The 24,005-nt window shown below is 64.5% G+C and carries 26 protein-coding genes and 1 tRNA gene; 14 read left to right on the forward strand and 13 right to left on the reverse strand.

The window, feature by feature from the left end; genetic code table 11:
• Positions 1 to 100: 100 nt before the first annotated feature.
• A complete protein-coding gene (rpsA, locus tag FQV39_RS14185; protein WP_149130883.1) occupies positions 101 to 1,807 on the reverse strand; it encodes a 30S ribosomal protein S1 in 1,707 nt (568 codons plus the stop codon).
• Between the two features lie 463 nt (positions 1,808 to 2,270).
• Between rpsA and FQV39_RS14190 the strand changes: the two genes are divergently transcribed.
• Together FQV39_RS14190 and FQV39_RS14195 are read left to right on the forward strand one after the other, a co-directional pair.
• On the forward strand, positions 2,271 to 2,828 hold the full coding sequence (locus FQV39_RS14190) for a LemA family protein (RefSeq protein ID WP_149130884.1): 558 nt from the start codon (positions 2,271 to 2,273) through the stop codon (positions 2,826 to 2,828).
• 188 nt (positions 2,829 to 3,016) lie between these two features.
• Positions 3,017 to 4,090, forward strand: a complete 1,074-nt coding sequence (locus tag FQV39_RS14195) for a M48 family metallopeptidase (RefSeq protein ID WP_149130885.1) — start codon at positions 3,017 to 3,019, stop codon at positions 4,088 to 4,090.
• Here FQV39_RS14195 and FQV39_RS14200 read toward each other — a convergent pair whose 3' ends face one another.
• Both FQV39_RS14200 and FQV39_RS14205 read right to left on the reverse strand, forming a co-directional pair.
• The gene (locus tag FQV39_RS14200; RefSeq protein ID WP_149130886.1) at positions 4,091 to 4,894 is read right to left on the reverse strand and encodes an NHL repeat-containing protein; all 804 of its coding nucleotides are present in this window, start codon (positions 4,892 to 4,894) and stop codon (positions 4,091 to 4,093) included.
• A 109-nt stretch (positions 4,895 to 5,003) separates the two neighbouring features.
• The gene (locus FQV39_RS14205; RefSeq protein ID WP_149130887.1) at positions 5,004 to 5,612 is read right to left on the reverse strand and encodes a 2-hydroxychromene-2-carboxylate isomerase; all 609 of its coding nucleotides are present in this window, start codon (positions 5,610 to 5,612) and stop codon (positions 5,004 to 5,006) included.
• A gap of 248 nt (positions 5,613 to 5,860) precedes the next feature.
• Between FQV39_RS14205 and FQV39_RS14210 the strand changes: the two genes are divergently transcribed.
• Positions 5,861 to 7,093: an argininosuccinate synthase gene (locus FQV39_RS14210; protein WP_149130888.1), complete on the forward strand. Its 1,233-nt coding sequence runs from the start codon at positions 5,861 to 5,863 to the stop codon at positions 7,091 to 7,093.
• Positions 7,094 to 7,377: 284 nt separating this feature from the next.
• Positions 7,378 to 7,728: a hypothetical protein gene (locus FQV39_RS14215; protein WP_149130889.1), complete on the forward strand. Its 351-nt coding sequence runs from the start codon at positions 7,378 to 7,380 to the stop codon at positions 7,726 to 7,728.
• Between the two features lie 151 nt (positions 7,729 to 7,879).
• Here the strand turns inward: FQV39_RS14215 and FQV39_RS14220 are convergent, their stop codons facing one another.
• The 5 genes from FQV39_RS14220 to fabA all read right to left on the reverse strand — a co-directional run bounded on the left by FQV39_RS14220 (position 7,880) and on the right by fabA (position 11,338).
• A complete protein-coding gene (locus tag FQV39_RS14220; protein WP_149130890.1) occupies positions 7,880 to 8,125 on the reverse strand; it encodes a DUF2188 domain-containing protein in 246 nt (81 codons plus the stop codon).
• Positions 8,126 to 8,179: 54 nt separating this feature from the next.
• On the reverse strand, positions 8,180 to 9,013 hold the full coding sequence (gene fabI, locus FQV39_RS14225) for an enoyl-ACP reductase FabI (protein ID WP_149130891.1): 834 nt from the start codon (positions 9,011 to 9,013) through the stop codon (positions 8,180 to 8,182).
• A gap of 196 nt (positions 9,014 to 9,209) precedes the next feature.
• Positions 9,210 to 9,479, reverse strand: a complete 270-nt coding sequence (locus tag FQV39_RS14230; RefSeq protein ID WP_149130892.1) for a DUF3303 domain-containing protein — start codon at positions 9,477 to 9,479, stop codon at positions 9,210 to 9,212.
• Positions 9,480 to 9,486: 7 nt separating this feature from the next.
• Positions 9,487 to 10,713 carry a beta-ketoacyl-ACP synthase I gene (gene fabB, locus FQV39_RS14235; RefSeq protein ID WP_149130893.1) on the reverse strand — a complete coding sequence of 409 codons (1,227 nt, stop codon included), beginning with the start codon at positions 10,711 to 10,713 and terminating at the stop codon, positions 9,487 to 9,489.
• A gap of 112 nt (positions 10,714 to 10,825) precedes the next feature.
• A complete protein-coding gene (gene fabA, locus FQV39_RS14240; RefSeq protein ID WP_149130894.1) occupies positions 10,826 to 11,338 on the reverse strand; it encodes a 3-hydroxyacyl-[acyl-carrier-protein] dehydratase FabA in 513 nt (170 codons plus the stop codon).
• Between the two features lie 288 nt (positions 11,339 to 11,626).
• On the opposite strand from fabA, the gene irr reads away from it, so the two are divergent.
• Together irr and FQV39_RS14250 are read left to right on the forward strand one after the other, a co-directional pair.
• Positions 11,627 to 12,091, forward strand: coding sequence for a Fur family transcriptional regulator Irr (gene irr, locus FQV39_RS14245; protein ID WP_149130895.1), 465 nt, complete (start codon positions 11,627 to 11,629; stop codon positions 12,089 to 12,091).
• Positions 12,092 to 12,118: 27 nt separating this feature from the next.
• Positions 12,119 to 12,901 carry a YbaY family lipoprotein gene (locus FQV39_RS14250; protein WP_149130896.1) on the forward strand — a complete coding sequence of 261 codons (783 nt, stop codon included), beginning with the start codon at positions 12,119 to 12,121 and terminating at the stop codon, positions 12,899 to 12,901.
• 127 nt (positions 12,902 to 13,028) lie between these two features.
• On the opposite strand, the gene FQV39_RS14255 is transcribed toward FQV39_RS14250, so the two are convergent.
• Entirely contained in the window at positions 13,029 to 13,559 is a 531-nt protein-coding gene (locus FQV39_RS14255) for an SH3 domain-containing protein (RefSeq protein WP_248313368.1), read from the reverse strand.
• Positions 13,560 to 13,733: 174 nt separating this feature from the next.
• Here FQV39_RS14255 and FQV39_RS14260 point away from each other — a divergent pair, with 174 nt between their 5' ends.
• Positions 13,734 to 14,729, forward strand: coding sequence for a 2-hydroxyacid dehydrogenase (locus FQV39_RS14260; RefSeq protein WP_149130897.1), 996 nt, complete (start codon positions 13,734 to 13,736; stop codon positions 14,727 to 14,729).
• 11 nt (positions 14,730 to 14,740) lie between these two features.
• Here FQV39_RS14260 and FQV39_RS14265 read toward each other — a convergent pair whose 3' ends face one another.
• Entirely contained in the window at positions 14,741 to 15,421 is a 681-nt protein-coding gene (locus tag FQV39_RS14265; RefSeq protein ID WP_149130898.1) for an HAD family hydrolase, read from the reverse strand.
• Between the two features lie 20 nt (positions 15,422 to 15,441).
• Positions 15,442 to 16,446 (reverse strand): complex I NDUFA9 subunit family protein, encoded by a 1,005-nt coding sequence (locus FQV39_RS14270; RefSeq protein WP_149130899.1) that lies wholly within the window; start codon positions 16,444 to 16,446, stop codon positions 15,442 to 15,444.
• Between the two features lie 277 nt (positions 16,447 to 16,723).
• Between FQV39_RS14270 and FQV39_RS14275 the strand changes: the two genes are divergently transcribed.
• From FQV39_RS14275 to FQV39_RS14285, 3 genes are all read left to right on the forward strand, one after another.
• Positions 16,724 to 16,808 (forward strand) — tRNA-Leu (locus tag FQV39_RS14275).
• A 201-nt stretch (positions 16,809 to 17,009) separates the two neighbouring features.
• Entirely contained in the window at positions 17,010 to 17,384 is a 375-nt protein-coding gene (locus FQV39_RS14280) for a hypothetical protein (protein WP_149130900.1), read from the forward strand.
• A gap of 157 nt (positions 17,385 to 17,541) precedes the next feature.
• Positions 17,542 to 17,871, forward strand: coding sequence for a hypothetical protein (locus tag FQV39_RS14285; protein ID WP_149130901.1), 330 nt, complete (start codon positions 17,542 to 17,544; stop codon positions 17,869 to 17,871).
• 139 nt (positions 17,872 to 18,010) lie between these two features.
• Here FQV39_RS14285 and trhA read toward each other — a convergent pair whose 3' ends face one another.
• Entirely contained in the window at positions 18,011 to 18,673 is a 663-nt protein-coding gene (gene trhA / locus FQV39_RS14290; RefSeq protein WP_248313369.1) for a PAQR family membrane homeostasis protein TrhA, read from the reverse strand.
• A gap of 1,167 nt (positions 18,674 to 19,840) precedes the next feature.
• On the opposite strand from trhA, the gene FQV39_RS14295 reads away from it, so the two are divergent.
• Positions 19,841 to 20,686 carry an alpha/beta fold hydrolase gene (locus tag FQV39_RS14295; RefSeq protein WP_149130902.1) on the forward strand — a complete coding sequence of 282 codons (846 nt, stop codon included), beginning with the start codon at positions 19,841 to 19,843 and terminating at the stop codon, positions 20,684 to 20,686.
• 59 nt (positions 20,687 to 20,745) lie between these two features.
• On the opposite strand, the gene FQV39_RS14300 is transcribed toward FQV39_RS14295, so the two are convergent.
• Positions 20,746 to 20,952 carry a hypothetical protein gene (locus FQV39_RS14300; RefSeq protein ID WP_149130903.1) on the reverse strand — a complete coding sequence of 69 codons (207 nt, stop codon included), beginning with the start codon at positions 20,950 to 20,952 and terminating at the stop codon, positions 20,746 to 20,748.
• Positions 20,953 to 21,377: 425 nt separating this feature from the next.
• Here FQV39_RS14300 and FQV39_RS14305 point away from each other — a divergent pair, with 425 nt between their 5' ends.
• The 3 genes from FQV39_RS14305 (at position 21,378) to FQV39_RS14315 (ending at position 24,001) form a co-directional block, all read left to right on the forward strand.
• Positions 21,378 to 21,638 (forward strand): hypothetical protein, encoded by a 261-nt coding sequence (locus FQV39_RS14305; protein ID WP_149130904.1) that lies wholly within the window; start codon positions 21,378 to 21,380, stop codon positions 21,636 to 21,638.
• A 246-nt stretch (positions 21,639 to 21,884) separates the two neighbouring features.
• Complete coding sequence (locus tag FQV39_RS14310; RefSeq protein WP_187640287.1) at positions 21,885 to 23,435, forward strand: acyltransferase family protein; 1,551 nt, start codon at positions 21,885 to 21,887, stop codon at positions 23,433 to 23,435.
• Between the two features lie 179 nt (positions 23,436 to 23,614).
• Positions 23,615 to 24,001, forward strand: a complete 387-nt coding sequence (locus FQV39_RS14315; protein ID WP_149130906.1) for a DUF1330 domain-containing protein — start codon at positions 23,615 to 23,617, stop codon at positions 23,999 to 24,001.
• Positions 24,002 to 24,005 lie beyond the last annotated feature (4 nt).

The raw sequence follows: 24,005 nt of genomic DNA on the forward strand, positions 1-24,005 counted from the left end.
CGCGCCCCGGAATGACGGGGGATGGTTCGAAACAAAAGCCCGCGCGGATTTCTCCGCGCGGGCTGAATTCGAAGGCCGGCCGCTCGAAGCGGCCGAAGCCTCACTTCTTCTCGGTGTTGGCCTTCTTGAGGGCCGCACCCAGGATGTCGCCGAGCGAGGCGCCGGAGTCGGACGAACCGAACTGGGCGATCGCCTCCTTCTCCTCGGCCATCTCCAGGGCCTTGATCGAGACCTGGATCTTGCGGGCCTTCTTGTCGAAGAGCACGACGCGGGCGTCGATGCGCTCGCCGGCCGCGAAGCGCTCAGGGCGCTGCTCGGAGCGATCGCGAGCCAGCTCGGCGCGCTTGATGAAGGTCATCATGTCGGTGTCGGCGATCTTGACGTCGAGACCCGACTCCTTGACCTCGACCACCTCGCAGGTGACGATCTGGCCCTTCTTGAACTCGCCGGCATCCACGAAGGGATCGCCGCCGAGCTGCTTCAGGCCGAGCGAGATACGCTCCTTCTCGACGTCCACATCGAGAACGACAGCCTGCAGGATGTCGCCCTTCTTGTACTCCTCGATGACCTGCTCGCCCGGACGGTTCCAGTCGAGGTCCGAGAGGTGGATCATGCCGTCGATGTCGCCTTCCAGGCCCAGGAACAGACCGAACTCGGTCTTGTTCTTGACCTCGCCCTCGACCGTCGAACCAGCCGGGTGCTGCTCCGCGAACAGCTCCCACGGGTTGCGCAGGGTCTGCTTGAGGCCGAGCGAGATGCGACGCTTGACCGGATCGACCTCGAGGATCGCGACATCGACTTCCTGGGAGGTCGAGACGATCTTGCCGGGGTGAACGTTCTTCTTGGTCCAGGACATCTCGGAGACGTGGATCAGGCCTTCGATGCCCGGCTCCACTTCGACGAACGCGCCGTAGTCCGTGATGTTGGTCACGCGGCCCTTGAGACGGGTGCCGACCGGGTAACGCTCGGCGATGCCATCCCACGGATCGGCCAGCAGCTGCTTGATGCCGAGCGAGATGCGGTGCGTGTCCTGGTTGATCTTGATGATCTTGACCTTGACCGTCTGGCCGATGGTCACGACCTCGGACGGATGGTTCACGCGGCGCCACGCCATGTCGGTGACGTGCAGCAGGCCGTCGATGCCGCCGAGGTCAACGAACGCACCGTACTCGGTGATGTTCTTGACGACGCCGTCGATGACCTGACCCTCTTCGAGCGAGGCGACGAGCTCGGAACGAGCCTCGGCGCGAGTCTCTTCGAGGACGGTGCGGCGCGACACGACGATGTTGCCGCGGCGACGATCCATCTTGAGGATCTCGAAGGGCTGCGGCTGGCCCATCAGCGGGCCGACGTCGCGGATCGGACGGATGTCGACCTGCGAACGCGGCAGGAAGGCCACGGCGCCGTCGAGGTCGACCGTGTAGCCGCCCTTGACGGTGTTGAAGATCATGCCGGTGACCTTCTCGCGGGCCTCGAAGGCCTTCTCGAGCTTGACCCAGCTCTCTTCGCGGCGAGCCTTGTCGCGCGAGATGACGGCTTCGCCGAGCGCGTTCTCGATCCGGTCGAGATAGACCTCGACCTCATCGCCGACGCCGATCTCCTGGTCACGGCCGGGGCCGGTGAATTCCTTGAGCGCGACGCGCCCTTCCGTCTTCAGGCCGACGTCGATGATCGCCATATCCTTCTCGATGGCGACGACCTTGCCCTTGATGACGGTACCTTCCATCGCCTCGTTGCGGGCGAAGGACTCTTCGAGAAGGGCGGCGAAATCCTCGCGACCCGCGCTGTAGCTCTCAACTGCAGACATGTAATCTCCTAGGAGCCGGCCGCGTATCCCGCGGATGTCCGGCATAGGCGCCGTGGTTGGTGTTGCGGTCCGGGTCGCTGCCGTCGACTTCTCCTCTCGGAGGAATCCCGCCCCGGTGCATCGGGGCCGGAGGCGCCATGCCGCCGGTTCGATCCGTATCCAAAGAGCCCGTTTCCAGCACGAAACGGGAGCAGGTCTCGAAGACCGCCCCCGGCGCATGATCGATCACGGCCCTTCGGACAAGGGCGATGTAATCCACTCCGGCCGTCAGAGCAAGCTTTCTGGCGCTTTCCCGAGGTCCCCGGCCGTGCCAGTGTGCGGGCTCAAATCACGCTGCGATTGGATGAAATCATCCAATCGCAGGAAGCGTGATCGATTCTAGAAGTTTAGAGCATGCTTTAGGCGAAAAGCCGTTGCCACTTTTTCGCAGCACACTCTACGGCCGGCACAAGGGGAGCTTTGCATGGGCTGGGTCATTCTGGGGCTGATCGTGGCCCTCGTCGTCTATGTGATCATGACCTATAACGGCCTCGTCACGATGCGGCAGCGCGTCAACCAGGCCTTCGCCGACATCGACGTCCAGCTCAAGCAGCGGCATGACCTGATCCCGAATCTCGTCGAGACGGTGAAGGGCTACGCGACGCACGAGAAATCGACGCTCGACGCGGTGATCGCCGCCCGAAACGCGGCGCAGGGCGCGAGCGGCGTGCACGACAAGGCAGCCGCCGAGCAGCAGCTTTCCGGCGCCGTTGGGCGATTGCTGGCGTTGGGCGAGGCCTATCCCGACCTCAAGGCTAGCGCGAATTTCCAGCAGCTTCAGGTCGATCTCGGCAATGTCGAGGACAAGCTGGCAGCGGCGCGGCGCTTCTTCAATAATGCTGTGAGCGAGTTCAACGCCGCGATCCAGGCCTTTCCGGCCGTGCTGTTCGCACCGCAGATGGGCTTCACCCAGCGCGAGTTCTTCGATGTCGGCGAACAGACGCGCGCCCAGATCGAGGTCGCGCCCAGCGTGAAGTTCTAGAACATGCTGCACTTTCACGGAAAAGCACCGTCATTCCGGACAAGCGGCGAAGCCGCGCCGATCCGGAATCCATCGGAGGACTCCGGCACTCTACGATGGATTCCGGGTCAAGCCCGGAATGACGGCACGTTTCCGGTTAAACGTAGCAGGTTCCCGGAGTCTTCCTAAAGCAACCGGGAGAGGCTGCGATGGCTCAGGCCTTCGGGCTCTATACCCATCAGCGCAATAACCGGATCAGGTCCAACCTCCTGATCGCCGGGCTCTTCCTGCTGGTCTACCTCACCGCCTGGGGCCTGCTGCTGATCGCCTATGGCTATGGCGGCGTGCCGCGCGGACACACCGCCTTCGGCGAGGCGAACCGCATCTTCCGCTCCTGGTTCCCCTTGATCACCGCGGCAACGATGCTGTGGGTCTTCATCGGCTTCCGCATGAACGTCGCGCTGATCGGCGCCGTGACGGGCGCCAAGGGCATCACCCAGGCGGAAAATCCGAAGCTCTACCGGATGCTGGAGAATCTCTGCATCTCGCGGGGCCTGACGATGCCGAAGCTCGCGATCATCGAGAGCGACGCGCTCAACGCCTTCGCCAGCGGCGTCAACGACAAGCAGTTCACGGTCAGCGTCACCAGCGGGCTCCTGGCCCAGCTCAACGACGCGGAGGTCGAAGCCGTGCTGGCGCATGAGCTGACCCATATCCGCAATGGCGACGTCCGGCTGATGGTGGTCGCGGTGGTGATCGCCGGCGTGATCTCCTTCATCGGCGAGATCGTGTTCCGCGGCTTCGGCCGCAGCCGGATCAGGGTTTCGTCGGATGATTCCAAGAAAGGCAACGGGCTGGCGATCATCGTCGGCGTCGCGGTGATCGCGATCTCCTGGTTCCTGGCTGTGCTGATCCGGCTGTCGCTGTCGCGGTCGCGCGAATATCTGGCCGATGCCGGAGCGGTCGAGCTGACCAAGAACCCGGATGCAATGATCTCCGCCCTGCTTAAGATCTCCGGCCGGGCCGACATCGAGGGCATTCCCTCCGGCCTGATGGACATGTGCTTCGAGAACGACCCCGACGATTTCGCCGATCTGTTCTCGACCCACCCTTCCGTCACCAAGCGCGTGCAGGCGCTGATCGAGACCGCAGGCGGGCGCATGCCGGAGATGCCGCCACACCCGCCCAAGCTCGCCGAGCGTCAGGATCTGCCGACCATGGTCGAGGAGACGGTGGCGCGCGGTCCCTGGTCCCGGCCGCCGCAAGGGCCCGGTCAAGGCTGATCAGGCGACGACCAGTTTCGCGGGGTCGATCTCGAAAACGACGGGATAGAAGGTGCTCCAGCGGTTCCAGCGCTGCGTCCCCGCCTCGCTGACCGCCCAGAGCTTGCCGTCCGGCGCATGGCCGAGGTCTTCGATCCCGCCCGGAGCCGCGTAATGCGCCAGGAGGGCGCCGGTGCGGCTGTCGAGCCTCGACAGGAATGCGGGCCGATTGCCGGCGCTCTGCGATATCCAGATGCTCCCCTCATCGCCGAAGGTCGCGCCCTGCGCGAAGAGCGGCAATGGGATCGTCGTCTCCGCATCCGCCAGGCTGATCGTCGCCTCGCTCTCGGACAGCACCCGGGCGACCGGCACGGCATGGAGGCTGGGCGTGCCCTCGCGGCGGAAGGGACCGAACCAGAGCCTGTCGCCCGACGCGGCAAGGAAGGAAGGCCCCATGGCCTTGTCGACGCGCGCCTCCTTCAGCGGCACACATTCGCCGCTGCGGCAGGATTCCCTGAAATCGAGTGCGAGCAGACGTCCCGAATTGGTAACGAACAACGTGTCCTCGACCATGGCGAGGCCGCCCGGATGGCCGTAGGTCGCCGGCAAGGCGAAACTGCCGAGCAGGCGCCCATCGGTGCGGGACAGGCGAAAGAGCTGGGACGGGCCATTGTCCTGATCACGCTCGGTGCTGCGGTACGCCGCGATCAGGATCTCGTCCCGATAGACCGTCAGACCCTGCGGAATGTAGCCTTCGTTCAACCCCGGAGACCAGTAGCGGCGACCGATGGCAGGCTCGTTGGGCACGGCGCTGAGCTCGCGCATGTCGTAACCCGGCGCGTCGCCGGGCAAGGACGGACGCGCCAAAGCAGCGGGAGCCAGGCAGAAACCCGCGCCCGCCGCCAAGAGACCGCGGCGATCCACGATCACGATTTCAGCGCCCGTGCTCCGCCCATTCGAGCGCTTCCTCCAACCGATCATCGCCCCAGAACAACTCACCATCGCCAGCGACGAAGAAGGGCGCGCCGAAGATGCCGATCGACTTAGCATATTCGATCTCGGCGCGCAGGCGCCCCTTGATTTCCTCGCTGCGGGAAAGCGGCATGGCGACACCGGGCTCACCACCCGCCTCCTTCAGCGCCGCCGTCAGCACCGCCTCCTCGGAGATGTTCTTGCCCTCGCAGAACTGGGCCCGGAACAGAGCCCGCGAAAAGGCCGGCGTCCACCCCGCATCGCGGCCAGCCAGGGCCAACCGCGCAGCGGTCAGCGAATTCTGGGGAAAATTGTCGGGCTTGACGAAGCTGAGCCCCTGCCGCCGGGCGCGCCGGGCCGTGTCGCGCCACATATAGCGGCCTTTGCTGGGGTAGAGCGCGAAGGGTGAGCTGTTCCAGCCCTGCGCAGCAAAGATCGGCCCCAGCAGGAAAGGCCGCCAGCGCAAGGTGACGCCGGCCTCCTCGGCCAGCTTCTCGATTCTGAGGGCGCTCAGGCAGGAATAGGGCGACGCGAACTCATACCAGAAGTCCAGAACGGGACGATTCGGCATTCAGCCTCCGAACAGGTCGTCATCATCTCGTGTCGCGCACCGTCGAGCCTGAACTCTCCGGAGCACGACCGCAAGCGCCGCGAATGGACGCTCTCGGAAAGACGGGACGACGCCGTCGCCAACGCCGACCCATCACAGGACGACGCGGGATCGATCAGAAGGTTCCGATTGCTTCGCCCCGAACCCTGCGATAGTGCGCCATTGCGTCCGAAACGCGGCCCGCGGGCCGCCAGCAGGAAATTGATCAGATGGCTGACAGCAGCGTGAAGAAGGTCGTTCTCGCCTACTCCGGCGGACTCGACACCTCGATCATCCTCAAATGGCTGCAGACCACCTATCGATGCGAGGTGGTGACCTTCACCGCCGATCTCGGCCAGGGCGAGGAGCTCGGCCCGGCGCGTGACAAGGCGCTGCTGCTCGGCATCAAGCCCGAGAACATCTACATCGAGGACCTGCGCGAGGAATTCGTGCGCGACTACGTCTTCCCGATGTTCCGCGCCAATGCCGCCTATGAAGGCGTCTATCTGCTGGGAACCTCGATCGCGCGGCCGCTGATCGCGAAGAAGCTGATCGAGATCGCCGAGAAGACCGGCGCCGACGCCGTCTCCCACGGCGCCACCGGCAAGGGCAACGACCAGGTCCGCTTCGAGCTCACGGCTTACGCGCTCAAGCCCGACGTCGTGGTGATCGCGCCCTGGCGCGAATGGGACCTGCGCTCGCGCGAGCAGCTCATCGCCTTCGCCGAGCAGCACCAGATCCCGATCGCGAAGAACAAGCGCGGCGAAGCGCCCTTCTCCGTCGACGCCAACCTGCTGCACGCCTCCTCCGAAGGCCGCGTGCTGGAGGATCCGGCGCAGGAAGTGCCGGATTACGTCTATTCCCGCACCGTCTCGCCGGAGGATGCGCCGGACAAGCCGACCGTCATCACGATTTCCTTCGAGAAGGGCGATGCGGTCGCTATCGACGGCGTGAAGCTCTCGCCTGCGACGCTGCTCGCCAAGCTCAACGATCTCGGCCGCGACAACGGCATCGGCCGGCTCGACCTGGTCGAGAACCGCTTCGTCGGCATGAAGAGCCGCGGCATGTACGAGACGCCCGGCGGCACGATCCTGCATGCGGCCCATCGCGCGATCGAGTCGATCACGCTGGACCGCGGCGCGGCGCATCTCAAGGACGAGATCATGCCGAAATACGCCGAGCTCATCTACAACGGCTTCTGGTTCTCGCCCGAGCGCGAGATGCTGCAGGCGCTGATCGACAAGAGCCAGGAGTTCGTCACCGGCGACGTCCGCCTCAAGCTCTACAAGGGCGGCGTCCATGTCATCGGCCGCTCCAGCGACTACTCGCTCTACGATCAGGACCTCGTCACCTTCGAGGAAGGCGCGGTGGCCTACGATCACCGCGACGCGGCGGGCTTCATCAAGCTCAACGCGCTGCGCCTGCGCACGCTGGGCCAGCGCAAGAAGAAGCTCGGTCTCTGAGCCTATCGAAGGTGTCATCCCGTCGCGCTGCGGCACAAAGTGCCGCTGCGCGGACACGGGACCGCGCAACGAGAGAGACACGATCACCCGGCGAGGTCAGACCACGCCGGGTTTTCCTTTTCGATCGGCGCGATCTTCCACGCGCGGCGCCAGCTTAATCCGGTTGGCGGTCCCGTGTCTGCGCAGCGGCATTGCATGCCGCAGCGCGCACGGGATAACACCCTGCATGAACCGCCGCCGCGTTCGCGCGTTCAGCACTCACCGATCAATGTGAGTGCTCCTGCATGCTCCGCGTCCTCGTCCCTGCCCTGATCTCCGCCGTCCTCTCCATGCCTGCCCCGGCACAGGAAGTCCCGCCGAAGAGCGAAAAGCCAGCGACGCCCGAGGTCGCCACCTGCAAGACGGTAGCCTTGCAGGCGCTCCACGCCAGGGAGCCGGAGATCAAGGACATCTATATCGACGAGGACGGTGCCACCGTTGCGGTCTCGGAATTGAAGATCGAGGGGATCCCCGTGATGCGGATCGTCATGGCCGAGGCCTATCTGCGGACCGACCGCTCGGACAAACCGCGCCGCTTCCTCTGCCTGCTCGGCGAGAAGAACAAGGTCCTGCTGACCTTCTTTACCGCACGCTAGATCGCCGCGCATCCCTTCGGGAGCGAAGTGGCGATCTAACTCTTTGTTTGAGCGTCGGATTTCTCCGAAAAGTGGACTCCACTTTTCGCCCGATGCTCTAGAGGCTTTCCCGACCGGATCGGACTTGCATTGGGGACGGAGCAGGCAGCCCTCAGGGCTCGTCGATGACCTCGGTCGAGGGACGGTCATGGCCGTCGGCCAGTTCCTCGTGCCACTGGCCGTCCTTGTCCTGATAAACGATGCCATCGGTGTGGCCGGCGATCGTCTGACGGGCGGCCGCCCGCGTGGCGGCCTTCAGCGCCGCCTCATGCGAACGGAAGGTTTCCGACAGCACGTCGCCGACCTTATAGGCCCATCCGCCATCGTGCTCGACGATCTCGTACCTGACCAAGGCCATCGCATGTCCTCCTTCCGATCCGGGGAGAACGATGGTCCCGTCACAGGGTTCCGTCTACTCCCCGTTGCCGCTGTCGGCAGCACGCAGACTTTCGAGCGTCGGCATCGAAGTGATGTGATAGCCGGCGTCGATGTGGTGGACGTCACCTGTGACGCCACCAGACAGGTCAGAAAGATAGTATAGCGCCGAGCCGCCGATCTCATCGAGCGAGACCGATTTGCGCAGTGGCGAATTGGCCCGCTGCCAGGTCAGCATGGCGCGCGCATCGGAGATGCCGGCCCCAGCCAGCGTCCGCACCGGTCCGGGCGAGAGCGCGTTCACGCGGATGCCACGCGGGCCGTAGTCGCCGGCGAGATAACGCACGCTCGCCTCGAGCGCCGCCTTGGCCACGCCCATGACATTGTAGTTCGGCATGATCCGGGTCGAGCCACCATAGGTCAGCGTGATCATGCTGCCGCCCTTCGGCATCCGCTCGGCGGCGCGCTTGGCGATCTCGGTGAAGGAGAAGCAGGAGATCACCATGGTGCGCGAGAAGTTCTCGCGCGAGGTGTCGGCATAGAGGCCCTTGAGCTCGTTCTTGTCCGAGAAGCCGATGGCGTGGACGACGAAGTCGAGCGTGTTGCGCTCGGGATCACCGCCCCAGGCCTGGTCGAGCGCCGCGAAGGCCGCATCGACCGAAGCGATGTCCTCGACATCGCAGGGGATGACCAGCTTCGAGCCGAGGCCCTCCGCCAGCGGCCGGACGCGCTTGCCGAGCGCATCGCCCTGATAGGTAAAGGCGACTTCGGCGCCATGCGCATGAAGGGTGCGGGCGATGCCCCAGGCAATCGAGTTCTGGTTGGCGACACCCATGATGAGGCCGCGCTTGTTATGCATCAGCGGGAGCATGGCACACTCTGAAAGGGATCTTCAGGATCTGGTCGGATGGCGGGAGAAAAGGAAAACGCTTGGTAACTCTGGCTCGTCAAGCCTGAACGGCACCTGGTGATTGCACACCCGTTGCACGGGTAGCAAACGCAGCACAACTCTTTGTTTGATCGCATTTTCTTCACGCGAACCGGTATCCACTTCGCTCGAAAATGCTCTAGGATTTCAGCACCGCGGCAACCGTTGCCTTCGACGTCGCGACGGGCACGATCTCGAAGCGGGCAAGGTCGCTCCACCGCAGGACCCATTCCTGCAACAAGGCGACATCGTCGCATTCCATGATCTGGAAGCAGCGACCCAGATCGGCGGCGACCCAGCTTTCGACGAAGCGCAAGCCTTCCGGCGCCATGCGCCCGCGTTCCTGGAAGCGGGCATAGACATCCTTCACGCGGGCCTGATCGAAATGCTCGATCACCATGAAGAGCATGGCGGCCTCAGGCCTCCAGGCGCTTCATCACGATGGTGGCGTTGGTGCCACCGAAACCGAAGGAGTTGGAGAGGACGCAGCCGAGGCCGGCATTGTCGATGCGCTTGCGCACGATCGGCATGTCGGCAAAGGCCGGGTCAAGCTCCTCGATATGGGCGCTCTCGCAGATGAAATCGTTGTTGAGCATCAACAGCGAGTAGATCGCCTCCTGCACACCGGTCGCACCGAGCGAATGGCCGGTGAGCGACTTGGTCGCGGAGATCGGCGGGCTCTTCTCACCGGCGCCGAACACGGCACGGATCGCCTCGATCTCCTTGCCGTCGCCGACGGGCGTCGAGGTGCCGTGCGGATTGATGTAGTCGACCTTGGCCTTCACGCCCTGGAGCGCCATGCGCATGCAGCGCTCCGCGCCCTCGCCCGAGGGAGCGACCATGTCGTAGCCGTCGGAGGTCGCACCGTAGCCGACGATCTCGCCATAGATCTTGGCGCCGCGCGCCCTGGCATGCTCCAGCTCTTCCAGCACGACGACGCCGGCGCCACCGGCGATGACGAAGCCGTCGCGCCGGACGTCATAGGCACGGGAGGCGACCGCGGGGCGATCGTTGAAGTCGGAGGACATCGCGCCCATGGCGTCGAAGAGGACGGAGAGCGTCCAGTCCAGCTCCTCGCAGCCGCCGGCGAAGATCATGTCCTGCTTGCCCCACTGGATCAGCTCGTAGGCGTTGCCGATGCAATGGTTCGAAGTCGCGCAGGCCGAGGAGATCGAATAGTTGACGCCCTTGATCTTGAACCAGGTCGCAAGCGTGGCCGAGGCCGTCGAGGACATGCCCTTCGGCACGGCGAAGGGGCCGACCTTCTTCGAAGAGCCGCTCTCGCGGGCCTTGTCATAGGCGTCGATCAGCGCGCGGGTCGAGGGACCGCCCGAACCCATGACGATGCCGGTGCGCTCGTTGCTGACTTCGGCCGGCTCGAGCCCGGCGTCGACGATCGCCTGCTCCATCGCGACCTGATTCCAGGCGGAACCGCCGCCGTGGAAGCGCATGGCGCGCCGGTCGAGCACGGTCGCGGGATCAAGCGTGGGCACGCCGGCGACCTGGCTGCGGAAGCCGTGCGCGGCGAATTCGGCGACATGGGAAATGCCCGATTTCGCCTCGTGCAGCGAGGCCAGGACCTCCTGCGTGTTGTTGCCGATGGATGAGACGATGCCCATCCCGGTGACGACGACGCGTCTCATGCTCGCTTCACTCCAGCTGTCAGCACGCAGCGGGGCTGGCCCGCCACTCTGGATTCATACCGCGCAAATGGACCGAGCGGCAGTTGCGCGCAAGGTCGCGGTGCGTTTTTCCTCAGGCCGCTTCCGGCTTGAACAGGCCGACGCGCATGTCGCTGACCGTATAGATGCGCTTGCCGTCCGCCTCGAGCCAGCCATCGGCAATGCCGAGCACGAGCTTCGACTTGAAGACGCGCTTGAAATCCACGCCATAGACGACGCGCTTGACCGTCGGCAGCACCTGATCGGCGAACTTCACCTCGCCGACGCCGAGAGCGCGGCCGCGGCCCGGCAGGCCGAGCCAGCCGAGGAAGAAGCCGGTGAGCTGCCAGAGCGCGTCGAGGCCGAGGCAGCCCGGCATCACCGGATCACCCTTGAAATGGCAGTCGAAGAACCAGAGATCGGGCTTGATGTCGAATTCGGCGCGGACGAGGCCCTTGCCGTGCTCGCCGCCCTCTTCGGCGATCTCGGTGATGCGGTCGAACATCAGCATCGGCGGCAGCGGCAGCTGCGCATTGCCCGGCCCGAACAGTTCCCCGCGACCACAGGCGAGGATCTCCTCGTAGCTGAAAGACGACTGACGCTGCATTCCCGTTCCGCTCCTTTGCGCCGGCTGGATTCGGCACGGCGTATTCTGCGCCGTGCCTAACACGGCGGGAACCGGAAACAAAAGGGCGCAGGCACGTCGACCCACACGCCAACGTCAAAAACAGCGATCGCCATGCGCCAGATCAAAGCCTTCATGGCCATCATAGGCTAGGAAGTCGGCGTCATGCTTGCGACGGCGAAGCCGAGGTCCTACATTTCCTAGAATGATTTCAATCAATCGGCGGAGCTATGGGCGCCCGTTGCGAAAGATGCGAGAACGAGAATTGGCATGAGCGATCTGACTTCGCAAAACCAGGGCGACGGGTCGGTTGTGCGGCAGGGCTGCCCCTTCCACGACGTCCGGCAAAAATTGAGGCGCGTCGGCCTGCGGCCGACCCGTCAGCGCGTCTCGCTCGGCTGGGTCCTTTTCGCCAAGGGCCAGCGCCATGTCAGCGCCGAGATGCTCTATGAAGAGGCGATGAAGGAGCGGATCCCGGTTTCGCTGGCGACGATCTACAACACACTGCGCCAGTTCACCGAGGCAGGCCTCCTGCGCGAGCTGACGCTCGACGGCGCCAAGGCCTATTTCGACACCGCCGATCATGAGCATCACCATTTCGTCGTGGAAGGCGAGAACCGGGTCATCGACATTCCGGCGCAGGAGATCGACGTCGCCAGCCTGCCGACGCCGCCCGAGGGTTACGAGATCGCCCGCGTCGACGTCGTCGTGCGGCTGCGCAAGATTGACGGCTGAACCGGCCTCCTTTCGCTCGAAAGGTCGATGACGATGCTTTCTCCCCGCGCCCCAATCTCGCGGCGGGCCTTCGCGGGGGTGGTTTTCGCTGCGGCTCTTCCGGCGATCCCTGCCGTTGCGGCGCCACGGACGCTGAGCGGGAGCGTGTCCTATCGCGAGCGCATGCTGCTGCCCCCCGGCGCGATCATCGAGGTCAAGCTCCTCGATATCTCCCTGGCCGATGCACCGGCGCGCACCATCGCCGAAACCCGTGTCTCCGGACAGCGCATCCCGGCGCCCTGGACGCTGCGTTTCGATTCGCGTCAGATCGAGCCGCGGCGCAGCTACGCGCTGCAGGCGCGCATCCTCGATCGCGGTCAGCTGCTCTTCACCACCACCGAACGACACAGCGTCTTCGCAGGCGGGCCGAACAATACCGAAATCTGGGTCCAGCGCGTGGCCGCGCAGGTTCAGCCTGCCACGCAGGCCTCATCCCCCATCGGGAGTTGGCGCCTCGCCAGCCTCGGCGGCGCCGAGACGCCGGATTCGATCATGACCGTCATCACCATCGCTGACGATGGCAAGGTGTCCGGCCGCGGCGGCTGCAACGGTTTCGGCGGCAACGCGACCGTCCGGGGGCGGACAATCCGGTTCTCGCGCATGATCTCGACGATGATGGCCTGCGCACCCGACGTGATGAATCAGGAGCAGCGCTTCCTCAAGACTCTCGAGCGGGTCCAGCGCTGGAGCATCGAGCGTCGCACGGGGCGGCTCGTCCTGCTCGACCCGGGAGCCCGGCCGCTGATGACGCTAGAGCACGCGCCGATCTGACTGCAACGCAGTCAGATCGGAGAACGCGTTCTCTCACTTAAGTTGAGAGACGGATTCACCGATCAGGTTGGTTCAACCTGATCGGATCCGGCTCTAGTCCAGCAGTAACACCGGCAGCCGGCCCGTCTCAGTCGACCTTCTCGTTCGGATAGACGCCCCAGAGGCGCTCCTGGCGGATAAAGCCGGTGATGTTGCCGACGCTGACGCGGCACCAGGCATTGGCGCAGGAGGCGACATTCGTGACGACCCCTGCCTGCAGCCGGGCGACCGGGTTCGCGTCCTCCGATGCACTGCTGCGCATCGGGAACACCTCGTCCTTGTTCCGGGACCACGGCGCCACGAGCGCGGTGCGGCGCCCGGACAGCAGGCTGTGCAGCACCCAGCCCTCGGTGCCGTCGGCATCGCGCACCCGGCGCCAGGTCTCGAATTCCGCCGTTACTTCGACCGGCAGCCCGGCGCGCTGATAGACCCAGCGGGTGCGATGCTCCTTCGACGGCCCCTCGCGCAAATTCACCCGGTCCGTCTTCAAGCTGACATAGCGCGGCACGGGCAGGCCGGTGACGGAGCCCGCCTGCATGTCCTGCGCGGCCGCAGTGAGCGACGAGCCGACGAAGAGAGCGCCGATCAGGGCGATTTGGCGCATCGTCGTAACCTTCATCCGCCGTTCTCCCTGCTCGGCACCTTGCCCCCGGCCGAAGGGTCAAGTTGTCTTCCGCTGCGCCGCCGCATAGACAACACATGCGGGGCCGCGCAACCGCTTCATTCCTGGGACAGCAGGGTTAATGGCTGGTTGAAGACCGCGGCGAATACGGGTGACGGAAGGGTGACCGGCATGTCGAAGAAGAAACCCCTGGTCGTGGTGACGCGCAAGTTGCCCGCCGTGGTCGAAACCCGGATGCGGGAGCTGTTCGATGCGAGGCTCAACATCGACGACAAGCCGATGTCGCAGGCTGCCCTCGTCGAAGCCGTGAAGACCGCCGACGTCCTCGTCCCGACCGTCACCGACAAGATCGACGCCGCCATCATCGCGCAGGCAGGCGATCAGCTCCGGCTCATCGCCAATTTCGGCAACGGCTTCGACAATATCGACGTCGCCACCGCGGCACAGCGTGGCATCACCGTCACCAACACGCCGGGCGTGCTGACGGACGACACCGCCGACATGACGATCGCACTCATCCTCGCCGTGGCGCGCAGGATCGCCGAGGGCGCCCGCGTCATTCCCGACGACGACTGGGCTGGCTGGTCGCCGACCTGGATGCTCGGCCGTCGCATCACCGGCAAGCGCCTCGGCATCGTCGGCATGGGCCACATCGGCCAGGCGGTGGCGAAGCGCGCCGCCGCCTTCGGCCTCTCGATCCACTACCATAACCGCCGCCGGGTCGATCCGCGCATCGAAGAGAAGCTCGAGGCAACCTATTGGGATTCGCTCGACCAGATGCTGGCGCGGATGGACATCGTCTCGGTCAACTGCCCGCATACGCCGGCAACCTATCACCTGCTCTCGGCCCGCCGTCTCAAGCTGATGAAGCCCGACGCGATCCTGGTGAACACGGCGCGTGGCGAGATCGTCGACGAAACGGCGCTCGCCCGCATGCTGGAAGCCGGCGAACTGGCCGGGGCAGGCCTCGACGTGTTCGAGAGCGAGCCTGCGGTCAATCCGCGTCTGCTCAAACTCGCCCGCCAGCACAAGGTCGTGGTGCTGCCGCATATGGGCTCGGCCACCCATGAGGGCCGCGCCGACATGGGCGAGAAGGTCATCGTCAACATCAAGACCTTCATGGACGGCCACAAACCGCCGGATCGCGTGCTGCCCAGCATGCTCTAAAAGCTGGCGCTTCAGGCGGCGTGGAGCTCCGCGAGCCGCGCCGCCTCGCCCGGCCAATCCCCATAGGTGTCGATCACGCCGGCGGCGCCTGTCGCCAGCAGGCGCTCGCGCATGTGCGCCTTGTCATGGGCCGTTCCGGTAAAGCCTACCACCTGCATGCCCGCCGCCCGGGCAGCCTGCACGCCCGGCACGGAATCTTCCAGGACGAGACAGCTTGCCGGCTCAACAACCATCTGCGCGGCGGCGAAGAAGAAGACGTCAGGCGCCGGCTTGCCGCGGGCGACCTGCGACGCCGAAAAGACATGCGGATCGAAGAACTCGAGGAGGCCGGCCAGGCCGAGATTGCGCCGCAGCGGCGCCGGGCTCGTCGAGGAGGCGACGCAGCGGCGCCCCGCGAGCAGGGGCAACGCCTCCCTTACCCCCGGCAGTGCCCGCAGCTCGCTTTCGAGTCGGGCGGCCACACCGTCCTCGATCCGGCTCTCGAAATCCGCCGGCAGCGGACGCCCGAGCGCCGCTTCGATCACCTTGAAGCCGTCGGCGAGTGGAATGCCGACGAGATTCGCGTTGTAGTCCTCGATCGTCCACTGCGTCAGGCCGATCTCGTGGCAAAGCACGAGGCTGACCTCGCTGTAGAGCGTCTCGCTATCGATCAGCGTGCCGTCGCAATCGTAGATGACGAGATCGAACGGCATCCTCGCCCCGGCGTTGCCGCTCAGCTCGCGCGGGCGGCGTCGAACTGGCCGGTCTTGCGGAAGCGCCAGAGATAGGAGGAGATGACCGCCTCGACCGAAGTCGGCGCGAGACCGATCCCGGCGAAGTCCCGGCCTTCCTTGGCCGCGGCCGAGGAAACGACGTTGTCGCGTTCGAGCAGCCTCACCTGATCACGGGTCAGGACCAGCTCGTCCGGAAGCAGACCGAGCGTCAGCCTGTCCACCACCTGCAGGACGCTGCCCATGATCCGCGCCAGCGGGAAAGGCAGCGGCGCCAGCAGGCGCTTGCGGCCGGTCACGCGGCAGACCTCCTCGAAGACCTGGCGCAGGCTCATGACCTCCGGGCCGCCGAGCTCGTAGACGCGCCCGCCCTGTACCGTGCCGTCGACCGCACGCGCCGCCACCTCGGCGACATCGCCGACGAAGGCCGGCTGGAACTTCGTCACGCCATCGCCGACCAGCGGCAGCACCGGCAGCATCCGTGCCATCGAGGCGAAGCGGTTGAAGAAGGTATCCTCCGGCCCGAACATCACGGACGGCCGCAGCACGATCGCGCCCGGCACGGCGGCGAACACCGCAGCCTCGCCCTCGGCCTTGGTGCGGGCATAGGCCGAGGCCGATTCGGCATCGGCGCCGAGTGCCGAGACATGGACCAACCGGTCGATGCCTGCGGCGGCGCAGGCCTGGGCTACGGCGCGTGCCCCGTTCGCCTGCACCGCCGAGAAGCTCTGGCGCCCCTGCTCCTGCATGATGCCGACGAGGTTGATGACGGCGTCAGCGCCCTTCACGGCCGCAGCCACCGAGGCCGGATAGCGCAGATTGGCCTGCACGGCATGGATCTGGCCGACAGTGCCGATCGGCTGCAGGAAGCCTGCGAGGTCCGGGCGGCGCACCGCGACCCGCACCCGATAGCCGCGCTTGACGAGCGCCCGCACGATATGGCGGCCGACGAATCCGGAACCGCCGAAAACCGTGACGAGTTGCTGAGCCGGGGCTTGAAGGGCCATCGCGAGAGCTCCGTTTAGAATGCTTCTGCCCTCCTAGATCATGTTCCGCGAAAGTGGAAATCCCTTTTGCGCCGAACGCGCAGCTGCCCTGAGCATGCGGCCTTTCGCCCTAGGCTGCCTCGGTTATTCGGGCGTTCCCCTCCCTTTCCGCAAGGCTTCCCGACGACTCCGACATTCAGGGCCGGAGCGCTTTCCACAGGCTGCGAACAGCCGAATGCATTTCGTTGATGCAAGCCCGTTGACAGGGCGACTCGGCCCCCGTAAACGAACCGCCGTTGCCCAGGTGGCGGAATTGGTAGACGCGCTGGTTTCAGGTACCAGTGGTGAAAGCCGTGGAGGTTCGAGTCCTCTCCTGGGCACCACATTTCTCTTCGTCGGCATTCGCTGACTGTCGAAAAGGCCCTTGGAACCGAGCGTTTCAGGGGCCTTTCGCTTTATCGGCCTTCGCTCGCCTTCGTTGACAGCCGCCGAAATAGTTGGCCTCCTGGCCTGCATGGGCCAACAGGCCGGAATTTCAGGCCAACATCATGCCGCTGAGCCCATCATCTGTTGGGGCTGGGACTATGAGAGCGAAGATTGCCATCGCTTTGCTGGGGTCTGTTTGCGCTGGTTGCGTCACAGAGCCCGCAACCTACGTCAATTCACTGAGCAGCTCCGACCGAAAGTGGCAAAGCTCAGCCTGCAAGGATGTGCGGCAAAGAGCGGCCGGTTATGATGCCGAGGAGAAGGAGCGGCTGAAGTCGTCGGTTATGATGGGCTTCCTCAGTCCTTCGAGCGCACTTGCCACCGTCAACGTGACCAATCAGCAAAACGTTCGCCGCAAACAATTCAATCGCGATATGCACCTGGCGTGTTCGAACGCCCCTTTGCCTGAAGATTTGAAGAACATTCCAGAGATCCAGCCGCCCCCTATGCTCGACACCACTCGGGGAAACTGATCTTCGGAACCGCTTCTACCCCGTTGCAAATGCGGCATCCGCCGATGCCTGCCTGCTCCCTGCTTGGATACGTCCCGCCCTTGAGCCGATGAACGGCGCGTTCACAGGGCGTTCAAGCACCTCGGGGCCTCCTCAGGGGACGAAAGGAGGCAAGGACATGAAGCAATATCGCCTTGGCATTGCCGCGCTGGCAGCATTCGGGGCTGCAGGATTCGCTATGGAGGCGGCGACGGCTGCGCCCATCACCGTTGATCTGCGTGCGAGGCACGCCGATTCCGCCGTGGTTCAGGTCCAGTACGACCCGTATTGGCGCGAGGAGCGCTTACGCAATCGCGACGCTTGGCGCGAGGAACGGTTGCGCAACCGCGATGCCTGGCGTGAGGAACGCTTCCGCGAGCGCGACGCTTGGCGGGCGGATCGCTGGCGCGAGCGCAACGCGTGGCGGGAATGGCGCGAGGAGCGTTCGCGTTCCTACGGATGGTGGTGAGCGCCGGCGCCGCGGCTGGCAGTCAGAAAGGCCTGGGTCGCGGCGGCGGCCTTTCGGCACCCTTGATCAGAGACTGTCGAAGGATCGGATGGGTGGTCTCAAAAGGCCACCCAAAAAGACCAACGAAACCGCTTCCCTATCAGGCCGCAGGAACGACGGCATACGCCTGAAACACCGCCCCATAGAAGCAGCCAGAAGCCACGAGGACGAAGGCATGCCAAATCGCGTTCTGGAATGGAAGGCTCTGCCACAGGTGGAAGACCACACCCACCGTGTAAAGAAGCCCGCCGGCTAGCATCAGCCACAACGCGATGCTCGGCAATTGCGCGATGCTCTCCCACATCACGATGCCGCTCCAGCCGATAATGAGATAGAGCGCGATCGAAAGGCGGTCGAACCGACCAGGGAGAGCAATCTTGAGCACAACTCCCACAGCCGACGCGGTCCAAACGACGACCAGAAGGCTTTGTGCCACGATGCTTTCGCCCAGCCTCATCAAAAACGGGGTGTAGGTTCCCGCAATCAGCACATAGATGGCTGAATGGTCGAAACGCCGGATCAGCCACTTCATCGGGGATACCGGCCACATGTTGTAGACGGCCGAGACGATGAGGACCGCAAGCAAAGCGACGCTGTAAATCAAGACCGGTATCAGGTCAGCCAACTGCGCCGCCATCAGGACGTGCGCGATAAGCGCTGTGACAGCGCCCAGGCCAAGCGCGATGCCGAGCATATGCACGACACCGTCCGCCCATAGCTCGGCGCGGTTGAAGTCGAAGCGTCCATGAGTTGGTTCGTGCAAGGTTCCCCCTCGTGCGGCCCGCGCCAGGATGCTCGAATTCGTCTTAGAGCACAAAGCGCCACTTTGGCACAGGCCAGGGTCCCGCCCGCGCGTACTTGTCGCAAAGCTCGGCGCACGCCTATTGCGCAGTTGATTTCCATTGATTGTTTTTCAACCACCGCAATATGCCAACGGCCAATTGGTTTTCGGCAGGCGCGTCATACGCGGACGGAACCGCCCAGGCGAAGCGGGATGGCGTTCGCCTTGCTCGCCATCTGATAGCGGCGGGCACCAAGGCGTCTGCGCAACTTCAGCGCTTGGCCTGGTTTGCCACAGCCGGCCCAACCGGCTGCCTCCTCGGGCGTTTCCTCCCCAAAACTTGGCCCGGTCTCCGAAAGGAGGCAGGGCTTTTTTGGGCTTTGCCACCGCCTATTGCGCGCCTCGAAAGACGCTAGGTGTTCAGGTGACGTTCATGGGTGAGGCAAAACGCTGGGGCGTCGCAACAGGAGGACTCCGCGATGCTGAAATCCCAATCGACACGGCGCGCGATGATCATTGCTGGCCTGACCGCGCTCACCATGGCTGCAGCGCCTAACGCAATGGCCGCTGGCGGCGGAGGAGGCGGGGGCGGAGGCGGGGGCGGCGGGGGAGGCAATGGCGGCGGCGGAAACGGCGGCGGGGGTAATGGTGGCGGTGCCGGAGGTGGCAATGGCGGGGGCCACGGTGGCGGTCACGGCGGCGGGGCGTCGAGCGGCCCTGGTGGCGGCCTCGGCGGAACAGCCGGCAGAGGAGCGTCCTCTTACTCGCCCGGACAAGAGATGCGATCGAAAGGCAGCGTAGCCGGTTATCGCGGGGCTTCCGGTTATGCTCCCGGTCACAAGATGCAGGCGAACGGCAGCATAAAGGGCCGCCCTGGAGCGTCCGGCTATGCGCCGGGACAACGTGCCAAGTCCCCCTGATCGCCGATAATCACGCAGGCGCGCGCCGTCTGCGCTGTGGCACTGGCCCCATCAGCTTCGGTTGGCGGGGCCTTTTTCGTTTAATCGATGTTCTACCGCGAGCGTCATCCGACATCGATAGTAGGCGGGCTCCGGCGGGGGCACAGCAAGGTCGGCAAGGGTCGAAAGTGGACGCCTTAAGCACAGCGACATATGGTTATGGAGTACCTGGCATCGGTCTGGGGGCGTTATGCGCGAGCACAGGATCGAGGGCGGCGGTGGTCTAAAGCTCCATGTGCGGGAATGGGGGCCCGGAGATGCCCCCGCGATCCTGCTCATCCATGGCTGGTCGCAACACCACCTGTGTTGGTCGAAACAGTTCAGCAGCGCGCTGTCCGACGAATTCCGGATCATCGCCCCCGATCTTCGAGGCCACGGCCAGTCGGAAGCGCCGCAAGGACCCGAGAACTACAAAAACGGATCGCTGTGGGCTGACGATGTCGCTGCCCTGATCATCGAGCTCGAGCTTGCCACGCCAGTCCTTGTCGGCTGGTCTTACGGCGGCTTCGTCATCGGCGATTATCTGCGCCGGTATGGCGACAACGCGATTGCCGGCATCAATTTGGTTGGCGGCGCGATTGGTATCGGTCCCGACTGGTTCGGAACGCTGATCGGCCCCGACTTTGTTCAATATGCTCCGCTCGCCTGCTCACCGGACCAGCCGGTGGCGTTGTCGGCAATCCAGTCGCTGGTGCATCGATTCTTTGCCCGGTCGGTTGCTGCAGCGGACATCGAAGCCGCGATCGGTTGGAGCATGCTGACGCATCCAGCCGTCCGCGCCGCCATGATCGACCGGCAGGAAGACTTTCGGCCCGAATTTTCAAGGCTGATGAAGCCCTTGCTCGTGTCCTACGGCGCTGCCGACACGATCCTGTTGCCTGCGATGGTCCGGGCGATCAGCGAGAGTTGTCCGACCTGTCGTCTCTCCGAATACGCCGCCACGGGCCACGGGCCATTCCTGGAGGACCCGGAGCGATTCAATGACGAACTGGCAGCGTTTTCCAGAGAAGCCGCAGGCCGAATGGCGCTGGCATAAATGCCCTTCACGACTTGCCGGACAAGATCGTAAAGCCGATAGAGGGCCATTGGCGTCGGTCAGTGCATCCGGTGGAGCTTCGCCTGTTCCAGATTCGCTCGGGCGATGAAAGACTCCAGCTTCGCCAGCGCTTCTGCCGATAGGTAGATATCGATCAGGCGACCTCCGGCGCCGCGGCAGGACAGCACGCCGGGTCCGCCCGGCTCAGCTGTGACTTGCATCTCCTGGATCTCGTCGACTTCGATTTTGAGGGCTTTGCTGTGCATTGTAGACCTCATGAAGCGTCAGTCTTCGCACCTATCCCGGAGGGAGCTCGAAAGCCGGTCCCATAATGGAACGTTTCGAAGCACCGCCCGTTTGCGACTCGCTCGTCGCAAGGGTTGTGCCCATGTGCGCGCGTCGGGTTCTGAGGGCCGGGCAGAGCGGGGATACGCTAAAGGGACCGCCGACGAGTCTCTCGATACCGTGGCCCGCGGCGTGAAGAAGGGCGGGGGCGAGCCAGATGCTGATCGGCCGGTGCAGGCTACGCTGCATTGAGCGTTGAGCACAGTGAGCTCAATTCACCACTATGCCTGGAACGTGACTTGAGTTCTTCGGCGAAAAGGCGCGCAATACCCCTGAGTTGTCTCCATACCGCTTCTGGAAATGACCGTTGCGGCGCTTTTGACGCCGACAAGCGGAGACACACATCATGCTCAACGGAACCGGCTCGATCGCTCTACGGAGTGGTCGGAGACTGTCTGCCAAATACCAGTTTGGCACTCATCAGGAACATCATTGGGTCGGCTATTTGATCTGTGACACGGGGAATACCGACCCAAGCGAGTTCACCTACAAAATCCTCCTTCATTGTGACGGCGGAATTGCGGTCGAGCTTGCCGTCACCGACTGGACAAATCAGTACATGGCAGTCGTCGGACGCCCGTTACCGGAGTTCGACCAGGTCGCGTGAAAACCTTCCTTGTACTGAAGAACAGTGCCCGAGGGGTAGCTTCACCGCCAAGCCCCGCTCAGCCATCCGTACACAGCGACGAAGACGAGCGCCATTCCAGTACGATGGCCGGATGAGGGCGCATGGGGTCATGTTTGAGCTGTTCGCAAGTAAAAAATGACACTTTCCCGAGAGGCTGGATTCCCGATAAACGGGAAATGATGGGATCGAACCACTCGCAGAAGGTGGCCGCATCGGGGGGGCATTTTGACCGATCTGGCTGACCGCTATGGCAATCCTCGGGAACCGGCCGGGATTCCGGATGCTATTGCCGGGGGTGCCGTCAGCAAGGTCGATCAGCGCAATTTCTATCTGCACTATCTGAGAGGCCTCGCCGCGCTCTTCGTGGTCCTCTACCACTGCTCCGAATACCTTTCGGTCTACCGGGGCGACCATCGCTTTCTCTCGATCTTCGGCGGCTTCCTTGGTGCCTACGGCGTCGCAATCTTCTTCGCGATTTCGGGATACCTAATCGCCGAGGTCCTGCGGCGGGACGACCCGGCGCGCTTCGTCATGAGCCGCGTCGCACGAATCTATCCGCTGATGCTGATCATGGTCGGGCTCTTCGCCCTGGCCCTGCTGTTGGTCGGCGCGCCGCGCGGTATCAACCTGATCTCCCTCTCGCTCGTGCCTTCCGGGCCACGCGGCTATTTCCTCGCCGTTGAATGGACGCTGCTTTACGAGATGTCCTATTACATAGGGCTCGGTCTGCTCGGCTTCGTCGGGCTCGCCGCGTTCCGGACGCGTATCGTCATCGCCTGGCTCGGTCTTCTCTGCTTTGCCTATAGCCTGGGTGGGCGGGAGCACGTCGAGGGCTTGCCAATCCTGAGCGACATTCCGCTCAGCATCGTAACGTTGCCATTCCTGCTCGGGTACCTGGCCTCCGAGGCGCAGAGCCGCGGGTGGCTGCATCCGCTGCTCGCCTGCCTCGCCCTGCCGCTCGCGATTGCGAGCATCCTCCCGCAGGAGGCGCATTTCCGGCTGTTCATCGGGCTTTCTGCCAGCTTCCTCGTCGCCGGGCTGATCTGTGCGCCGGCGGTCGGAAGCCGGGGCTGGCTCAGTCGTGCGGGCGCGCGGCTGGGCGATGCGAGCTACGCGCTCTATCTCTGCCATGTGCCGATGATCACGATCCTCGGCGCGCTGCTCGGCGCTGCCGCTCCGGCGCCTCTGGTCTGGGTCTCGTGGCTGATCGGCTCGATCGGCGTCGCCCTGCTGCTTGGCCCGCTCGACGTCGCCCTGTATCGCCGGCTGAAGCGTGCGATCGATGCCGCGCGCCCGGCGCGGCTGCGGGCGGCTGCTCTCGCATTCACTGCCGCCTTCCTGGTGATTGCCTTCGTCACCGGACGCGAGGCGCGCCAGGCCGAGGCCCAGCTGGAACAAGCGCGCCGCATCCTGATGACGCCGACGCTGTCGGAGGGGGAGGCCGTCCGCGCGGATGTCGATCAGGTCGAGCGTCTGCCCAAGGGCACCTGGGTGATCCGCGGCTATGCCATCGACCTCGCCGCGCCGGATCTCGTCGCGCATTTTGCGATCCGCCAGAACGGCAGCATCCTCGGAATCGTCGGCATGCGGAGAGTACGGCCGGACATGGTGACGATGTTCGAAAGGCCCGATCTGAAAGGCAAGCGCTTCGGCTTCATGCTGCTGCTCGACGGCGTCGACTGTGCGAAGGGGCCACTGGAAGGCTTCATCGCCATCGAGGACGGGCGCGCCGTCCAGCTTCCCGCCGATCGCTTGTCGACGCTCTGCCTGCAATAGAGCACTCGCCCATCCCCAGACCTAGGGCAGGATCGAGCGCGGTCACCATGAAGGCCGCTGCAAGGGTGAGGCCGTTGGCGCGGGGGCGCCGGCTCCCAAGCGCATGCTGCTGTCCAGCGCTGGCGGCCTAGAGTAAAATCCGACAAGACCGCACAGTGATCCGGGCAGGGAGAGCGCAAATGCATGCTCACGCCAAGGTCGGACTGGGAATGCTCGTCAGCTTTGGGCTCGGCGCCATGGCCGCACAAGGGCTGTACGCACAACCGAAGCCGGTGGCCTACGTGATCTCGGAGATCGAGGTTACCAACGCCGACGCTTACGCGAAGGAATACGTCCCGCTTGCGAACAAGGCGCTCGCTGACAGTGGCCAGAAGCGGCTTGCATCAGGGGGCAAGACCGTCGCGCTCGCTGGTGCCCCACCAGCTTCGCGCATCGTGGTGTCCGCGTTTGAGAGTCTCGAAAGAGCACAAGCGGCATACAGCTCGCCCGCGTATCTAGAGGCCCGAAAGATCGGCGACCAATACGGGAAGCTGCGCATCTTCGCCGTGGAGGGGATATCTCAATAGGCGA

This window comes from Bosea sp. F3-2 (assembly GCF_008253865.1).
GTDB lineage: Bacteria > Pseudomonadota > Alphaproteobacteria > Rhizobiales > Beijerinckiaceae > Allobosea.